Raw genomic sequence first — 6,513 nt, 5'->3', positions numbered from 1 at the left:
GGACGCGCGGGGGTGCGGGGGTGCGGGGGCGCGGGGATCGAAGACCTGCCCCCCGCGTGTTCGTGTTCCGGGTCCGATATTCGACGACCCGGGGCCTCGGCGTCCCGGCGGCCTCCGGGTTGAGAACGGGACTCACCCGGCCCTTCACGGCGGGCGATCTTGGTCACAATGCCGACGTTTCGCCGCGAGGGACGCCCGAGAACTGTAGGATTCGACAGTTGATTGCCGGAAGGCGCCACAGATGCCCTCCGGCTATGCCTCTCCACACACCGACTCTGCCTGACGCAGGGCTGGCGTCGTGACCGCATGGCGGCCGGAGCACAGTGGTCCGGTATCTACCCCGGTGGACGCTTTTCGAGGACAGCTCTCGGCGCACCGGGGTTTCCCATGTGCGCTACCAGGTGGCAGGAAGCGATAGCCGACGATGCCCACGCATCGGAGCGCGGTACGTCCCCGTCGGGGGCGATGCGCGTGATCTCCACGTACTCGTCACTTCTGCGGACCCCGTCCGCGTGGCGGTTCCTTCTTCCCGCGCTGGTCGCGCGGCTGCCCTACGCGATGCTCGGGATCGGGATCGTGCTGCTGGTCAAGCACACGACCGGCTCGTACGGAACGGCCGGCCTGGTGTCGGCCGCGGCCGCCGTCGCGCTCGCCTTCGTGGGCCCACAGACGGGTCGCCTCGCCGACCGCTTCGGCCAGTCGGCCGTGGTGATCCCGGGGGCGCTGCTGCACGGCGCCGCGGTCTCCGCGGTGATCGTGGCGGCACTGCACGACGCCCCGCTGTGGTTGCTCTTCGTCACCGCCGCGCTCTCGGGAGCGTCCGTGCCGCAGATCGGGCCGATGGTCCGGGCCCGGTGGGCCGCACGTCTGGAGGCGTCCCCACTTCTGCCGACCGCGTTCGCGTTCGAGTCGGTCACCGACGAGTTCACCTTCGTGGTCGGCCCGGTGGTGGCGACCTTCCTGGCCACCGGCGTCCACCCGGCCGCCGGGCTCGTGGTCGAGGCGATGCTGACCGTCGGCGGCTCGCTGCTCTTCGCCCTGGAGCGCACCACCGCACCACCGCGCGTGATCCGCGCGGCGGGCGACGCCCCGCGGGTGTCCGCGCTGCGGATCGGCGGCGTACGCCTGCTCGTCGGCGCGTTCGTCTGCATCGGCGCGATCTTCGGGACCGTTCAGGTGTCCGTCACCGCGTTCGCCGAGGAAGCCGGCAAGCCGGGCCTCGCGGGCGCGCTGTACGCGGTCTTCGCGGGCGGCAGCCTGATCGCCGGCGCGGTCTACGGGGCCGTCGCATGGCGCCGTGCGGCGCACCGCAGGCTCCTGGTGACCTTCGCGCTGCTCGCGCTCGGCACGGCGCCGCTGTGGGTCGTACCGAACGTGGGAATCCTGATCCCCGTCGCGTTGCTGTGTGGATTGGCCATCGCGCCGACCCTGATCACCGGGTTCACTCTCGTGGACACGCTCGTGCCGGCGGCGGCGAAGACCGAGGCGTTCACGTGGCTGACCGGCGCGATCGGTCTCGGGCTCGCGCTCGGGTCGACGTTCTCCGGGACGCTGACCGATGCGTACGACTCGGGCGCGGGCTTCGCGTTGACCTTCGCCGCGGCCGGGATCGGCTTCGTCGCGGTCACCATCGGTCAACGGCTGCTGAAGCCCTCCGTACGCTCTTTCGCCGACACCTCCGGCAGCGCTGCCGGTCACACCTTTGCCAACGCGTCCACCACCACCTCCGCCCCCGCGTCCGAAGCCACCGATGTGACACCCGTTACACCGGTGGCGGCGGCCGTGGTGGACGGAACTCCGCTGCATGCTGCACCATTGGCACTCGACAGGTGAGAGTGCCAGTACCCAGCTGACCTGTCTGTCGAAGGAGGACCAGACCGTGCCGACGTACCAGTACCAGTGCACCGCCTGTGGCGAGGGGCTTGAGGCCGTCCAGAAGTTCACGGACGACGCGCTGACCGAGTGCCCCGCCTGCCAGGGCAGGCTGCGCAAGGTCTTCTCGGCCGTAGGCGTCGTGTTCAAGGGCTCGGGCTTCTACCGGACCGACAGCCGCGGTTCGAACACGTCCTCCACGCCTGCGGGCACGCCCGCGACGGCTTCCGCGACGGCGTCGGGTTCGTCGTCCGGGTCGTCTTCTGACTCGGGCTCGGGGTCGGGGTCGGGCTCGGGGTCGTCCTCGGCCGGTTCGTCGTCGGGCTCGTCCTCGTCTTCGTCCTCCTCGTCGTCGTCCGGCTCGTCCGGTTCGACGTCGTCGGCGGCCTGAGCGATGGCGGACAGCGTGCTGCCGACGGGCGTGGCCCCGGCCGAGATCGGTGTGATCGGCGGCTCCGGGTTCTACGCGTTCCTGGAGGACGTCGTCGAGGTCCGGGTGCAGACGCCGTACGGCGCGCCCAGTGACGCACTGTTCCTGGGCGAGATCGCCGGCCGTCGGGTGGCGTTCCTGCCGCGCCACGGCCGCGACCACTCGATCCCGCCGCACCGGATCAACTACCGCGCCAACCTGTGGGCGCTGCGCGCCGTCGGTGTGACGCAGGTGCTCGCGCCGTGCGCCACGGGCGGTCTGCGGGCCGAACTCGGCCCGGGCACACTCGTGGTCCCCGACCAGCTCGTGGACCGTACGTCGGGCCGCACCCAGACGTTCTTCGACGGGCTGCCGCTCGCCGACGGCACGATCCCGCCGGTCGTGCACACGACGTTCGCCGACCCGTACTGCGCCGACGGTCGCGCGGTGGTCACCGCGACCGCGCGGGACGCCGGCTGGTCGCCGTTGGACGGCGGCACGCTCGTGGTGATCGAGGGGCCGCGCTTCTCCACCCGCGCCGAATCCAAGTGGTACGCGGCGCAGGGCTGGTCGATCGTCGGCATGACCGGCCACCCGGAGGCCGTGCTCGCGCGCGAGTTGGGCCTGTGCTGCACGGCCATCGCGCTGGTCACCGACCTGGACGCGGGCGTCGAGGCGGGCGAGGGCGTGACCCACGCCGAGGTGATGGAAGTCTTCGCGGCCAACGTGGACCGGTTGCGCACGCTGCTGTTCGACGTGGTGGCGGCGCTGCCGAAGACTCGGTCGTGTGCGTGTGGGACGGCGGAGGTGGAGCGACCCGCGTAGGGCGCGCTTCGGTGTTGTGTGTGGTTTCGAGGCGTTTGGGATTTCGCTTCGAGGCGCGTTTTTTGTTTGAGGCTTGAAGGCCGTCATCCGATCGGGTGGCGGCTTCTTGCTGTGTGGTGGTGGGTTGGGCGTGGGCGTGGGGCGTGCGGCGTGGGGAGCCGGGCGGGTGAGGTGCGGGCGCGGGGTGCTGGTGCGGGGTGCGTGCAGGGCGTGGGTGTGGAGTGCGGGTTGTGGATGGGTGGTTTTCGCGCGGTTGTCGGGGGCTCGCCGGGCCGTTGGTGGCTGTCACCCACACGAGGCCGAACGGTTTCCACAGGGGCGAACTTGTCCACAGGGGTTGGCGGGACCGGCCGGGCGCCGGCATCGACGCGGCACGGTGAGGACGCGGCTCGGCTCTCGTTTCCACGCCCCGGTTCCGGCGGGGGTCGAGCCGCACAGCTGTGCGCTTGTGTTCGTCTCGTCCCTGTGTAGGAGGTACCCGATGGCTGCGATGGGATCGCCCCCGGGCTCGTCGTTCGGTGCGCCGTTCGGCTCGTCGTTCGCGTCGTCGGGTCCGTTGCCGGGATCGCCGCGCGGCTCGACCGCGCGGCCGGCGCTGCGGCGGGTGCTGGCGCGGCATCGGCGCGGCCTGGCGGCGTTGTCGGCGGCGGTGGCCGTGCTCGCGTTGATCGTGGCGGTGCGGCCGGCCTCGACGCCGACGACACCAATCGTGGTGGCGGCGCGCGATCTGCCGGCCGGCGCCGTCCCCGGGCCCGCCGACGTGGCGCTCGTGGACATACCGACTGCCCTGCGTCCGGCGGGGGTTCTGCGTGCCGTGCGGCAAACCGAGGGGGTCGCGCTGACCGGTCCGCTGCGGCGCGGCGAGCCGCTGACCGACGTGCGGGTGGCCCGGCCGGGCGGCGTGTCCGACACCGGCAGCGTGGTGTTGCCGGCGCGCTTCGCCGACGCCGACGCGGTGGCGGTGCTGCGGCCGGGCGACCGGATCGACGTACTGGCCGCGCCTGCGGACCGGCAACCGGGGCCGGCCCGCTTGGTCGCCTCCGACGCGGTCGTCCTCGCCCGTCCGCCCGCCTCGACGGCGGCGGTCTCGTCAACCGGCGCGTTGCTGATGCTCGAAGTCCGCCGGTCCGTCGCGGCCGAGCTTGCGGGGGTCGCGACAGGCCCCACACTGACCTATACGATCCGCCGACTCGCGAGCGGCGCTGTTGCGGCGGATCGCCAATGACACCAGACTCCAACGGTTGTCCGGCTTCCAGGGGTGCCCGGCGAATATCCGGGCGGGGGCGAATGAGGCGATTGTTCTGATTCCCCGCCGATCGGACGGCCCCTCGAAGCTTCGACCGATCAAGATTGATGGGAATCAAGCAGTGGGCGGCTTCAAGAAGTTCCTCATGCGCGGAAACGTCATCGACCTGGCTGTGGCCGTGGTCATCGGCGCCGCGTTCACGGCCATCGTGAACGCGTTCGTGAAGGGGATGATCAACCCGGTCGTGGGTGCGATCGGCACGAAGAACCTCGACAACTACAAGTCGTGCATCAAGGGCCCGTGCGGGGTCGACGCGAAGGGCCAGGCCACCGGCGTCGAACTGCTGTGGGGCTCGGTCCTCAGCGCGGGGCTGACCTTCCTGATCACGGCCTCGGTCGTGTACTTCCTGCTCGTTCTGCCGCTCAACCACATGATGGAGAAGCGCAAGCGCGCCCTCGGCCAGGTAGCGGCGAAGGAGCTGACCGAAGCCGAGCTCCTCACCGAGATTCGCGACCTGCTCGCCCAGCGGCTCGACCCGGACTCGGGCTACACCCGCCGGGGCACCCCCGGTTCGCACGCCGCTCCCGGCGACGAGCGCTCCGGCTTCTGACGCCTCGACGCACACGACGGCGGGCCCGTTCCTTCACGAAGAAGGTGCGGGCCCGCCTTGGTGCCTGTCGAAGCTCTCGCAGTCCTCGCGGTCTCGGCTCACCTGTGGTCTCGGCTCACATGTGGTGCGGCGGCTTGTCGTCGAGGAACCGGCGCAGATCCGACGGGTCGGTGGTGGTGCGGTCCTCGCCCCACCCGGAGTCGGTCTCGTCGGAACTCATGTCGGGCAGCAGGTCGTGCCCGTCCCAGCCGAACGGATCACGTCGCTCGGGCCGGTTCGGCCGGTTCGGCTCGCTCGCCTCGGTCACGTCCGCCTTCTTCACGTCGGTCTCGGTCTTGCGGCCAGTGTCTCGCGGGTCCGCAGGAGTTCGGCGCGCCGGTCACCCGCGGACACCCGAGGCGGCGCCCCAAAGCCCCACGGCGCGCCGCCATCGGCACATCCCGTGTCGGGTCAGGCTGCTTCGAGCCCCTCGGCGGTGGCCAGTTCGCGAAGCTCGACCAGTGCCTGCTTCTCGATCTGACGGATCCGCTCGCGGGTCAGACCGAGCTGCTTGCCGACCTCGGTCAGCGTGTGTTCCTTGCCGTCGGTCATGCCGTAACGCGCCCGCAGGATCTTGGCGGTCCGGCCGTCGAGTCGCCCGACCAGACCCGCTATCTGCTCACGTCGCAGCGTCGCGAGGGTGATGTCCTCGGGCGTCAACGGGTCGGTCTCCTGCACCAGTTCGCCCAGCTCGGTTTCGCCGTCGTCACCGACGGGAGTGTCCAGGCTGATCGGGTCGCGGGCCCAGCCGATGACGTCGATGACGCGCGTAGGCGTCGAGCCCACGGCCTCGGCGATCTCGGTGATCTCGGGGTCACGGCCGTTGTCCCGCGCGAACTCGCGCTGGACGCGCCGAATCTTGCTCAGCTCCTCGACCAGGTGCACGGGCAGTCGCACGGTGCGGGCCTGGTCGGCCATCGCCCGGGTGATCGCCTGCCGAATCCACCACGTCGCGTAGGTGGAGAACTTGAAGCCCTTCGCGTAGTCGAACTTCTCGACCGCGCGCACCAGGCCCACATTCCCTTCCTGAACCAGGTCCAGGAACGGCATCCCGCTGCGCGGATAGCGCCGCGCGACCGAGACCACCAGGCGCAGGTTGGCCTGGATGAACAGTTCCTTCGCCTGAGCCCCGCGCTCGATCAGCCTGCGCAGCTCGTCCTCGTCCACGCCCTTGGGTACGGCGCCGTCGTCGATGAGCCGTTGCGCGTACAGTCCGGCCTCGATGTCCTTCGACATCTCGACTTCGCGCTCCGCGTCGAGCAGCTTGGTGCGGCTGATCTCGTCCAGGTACACACCGACCGTGTCGCGCTCGACGTCGGCAGCCTTCCGCGTGCGGGAAGCCGCCACTCGCTCGGCGCCCTGTCGGGCCACACCACGTGTAGTCGGCATGCTCTAGCCCTCGCTTTCACTCGCGTTCGTCAATAATTCGAACGAACGAGAAGCCTGTGGTATTCCGTCCGGAGATGTACGGTTGAAAGGTTGACCGGCGGTGATCCCGCATCGACCGCAGGA

Annotated in this window: 7 protein-coding genes; 5 read left to right on the top strand and 2 right to left on the bottom strand. The window is 70.6% G+C overall.

Annotated elements, in window-relative coordinates; genetic code table 11:
- The first annotated feature begins 465 nt into the window (after positions 1–465).
- The 5 genes from GT354_RS42035 (at position 466) to mscL (ending at position 4,962) form a co-directional block, all read left to right on the top strand.
- Positions 466–1,833, top strand: a complete 1,368-nt coding sequence (locus GT354_RS42035) for an MFS transporter (protein WP_161362047.1) — start codon at positions 466–468, stop codon at positions 1,831–1,833.
- Between the two features lie 46 nt (positions 1,834–1,879).
- Complete coding sequence (locus GT354_RS42030) at positions 1,880–2,263, top strand: FmdB family zinc ribbon protein (RefSeq protein ID WP_161362045.1); 384 nt, start codon at positions 1,880–1,882, stop codon at positions 2,261–2,263.
- A 3-nt stretch (positions 2,264–2,266) separates the two neighbouring features.
- A complete protein-coding gene (locus GT354_RS42025; protein WP_161362043.1) occupies positions 2,267–3,106 on the top strand; it encodes an S-methyl-5'-thioadenosine phosphorylase in 840 nt (279 codons plus the stop codon).
- A 481-nt stretch (positions 3,107–3,587) separates the two neighbouring features.
- Positions 3,588–4,331, top strand: a complete 744-nt coding sequence (locus tag GT354_RS42020; RefSeq protein WP_161362041.1) for an SAF domain-containing protein — start codon at positions 3,588–3,590, stop codon at positions 4,329–4,331.
- Between the two features lie 142 nt (positions 4,332–4,473).
- The gene (gene mscL, locus GT354_RS42015) at positions 4,474–4,962 is read left to right on the top strand and encodes a large conductance mechanosensitive channel protein MscL (protein ID WP_161362039.1); all 489 of its coding nucleotides are present in this window, start codon (positions 4,474–4,476) and stop codon (positions 4,960–4,962) included.
- A 115-nt stretch (positions 4,963–5,077) separates the two neighbouring features.
- Here mscL and GT354_RS42010 read toward each other — a convergent pair whose 3' ends face one another.
- On the bottom strand, positions 5,078–5,269 hold the full coding sequence (locus GT354_RS42010; RefSeq protein WP_161362037.1) for a hypothetical protein: 192 nt from the start codon (positions 5,267–5,269) through the stop codon (positions 5,078–5,080).
- Between the two features lie 143 nt (positions 5,270–5,412).
- Positions 5,413–6,390 carry a sigma-70 family RNA polymerase sigma factor gene (locus GT354_RS42005; RefSeq protein WP_161362035.1) on the bottom strand — a complete coding sequence of 326 codons (978 nt, stop codon included), beginning with the start codon at positions 6,388–6,390 and terminating at the stop codon, positions 5,413–5,415.
- Positions 6,391–6,513: the final 123 nt, after the last annotated feature.

The sequence above is a fragment of the Streptomyces sp. SID3343 genome (genome assembly GCF_009865215.1).
GTDB lineage: Bacteria > Actinomycetota > Actinomycetes > Streptomycetales > Streptomycetaceae > Embleya.
Note: the sequence above shows the minus strand (reverse complement) of the source record. Positions and strands in the feature narration are given on the sequence as shown.

What these genes read in the sequence shown, in the direction of transcription:
- GT354_RS42035 (WP_161362047.1), top strand. Translation starts at nt 466, where the DNA reads ATGCGCGTGATCTCCACGTACTCGTCACTTCTGCGGACCCCGTCCGCG.
- GT354_RS42025 (WP_161362043.1), top strand. Translation starts at nt 2,267, where the DNA reads ATGGCGGACAGCGTGCTGCCGACGGGCGTGGCCCCGGCCGAGATCGGT.
- GT354_RS42020 (WP_161362041.1), top strand. Translation starts at nt 3,588, where the DNA reads ATGGCTGCGATGGGATCGCCCCCGGGCTCGTCGTTCGGTGCGCCGTTC.
- GT354_RS42005 (WP_161362035.1), bottom strand. Translation starts at nt 6,390, where the DNA reads ATGCCGACTACACGTGGTGTGGCCCGACAGGGCGCCGAGCGAGTGGCG.